This window comes from Nostoc sp. CALU 1950, from assembly GCF_051172895.1.
GTDB classification, from domain to species: domain Bacteria; phylum Cyanobacteriota; class Cyanobacteriia; order Cyanobacteriales; family Nostocaceae; genus Nostoc; species Nostoc edaphicum_A.
This window is the reverse complement of the sequence record NZ_JBDNJQ010000428.1, coordinates 1-434: the sequence shown is the minus strand read 5'-3', so window position 1 is coordinate 434 and position 434 is coordinate 1. Positions and strand designations below refer to the sequence as shown.

The following is a 434-nucleotide window of genomic DNA, read 5'->3' as shown; positions in this document are numbered from 1 at the left end:
GTCGTAGCACTTTTTTGAGAATCACCATTTCAGGAAGAGATAATGCTGTTACCGCCATTGTGAAAGCTAAAACTGTACCCATAGGCATTCCTTTATTTACTAAAGCTTCAGTAATTGGCATTACACCCGCAATATTCGCATAGAGTGGAACACCTAAAATTACTGCGATCGGCACTGCAAAAGGATTATTCGCACCTGCATATTGGGTAATAAAATCTGTCGGCACATAACCATGAATCCCTGCACCGATCGCAATTCCGATCACCACATAAAGCCAAACCGATCGCACAATTTCGCTGGATTGGAATCTTCCTTGCTTAAATCTTTCTTTGTCCCCAGGTTAACGCCACTGGTTCTAGGTTGTCTTCCCCTTCTAGAGGCATTGCTTGACCGCACGAGGGGCATTTTTTTTGAACACAATCGAGTACTTCAAA

At 43.1% G+C, this 434-nt stretch carries 1 protein-coding gene; it reads right to left on the bottom strand.

The window, feature by feature from the left end; translation table 11 throughout:
• The coding region (locus ABF638_RS38305) for a permease (RefSeq protein WP_435027942.1) at nt 1-289 on the bottom strand (289 nt) is incomplete at its 3' end.
• Nucleotides 290-434 lie beyond the last annotated feature (145 nt).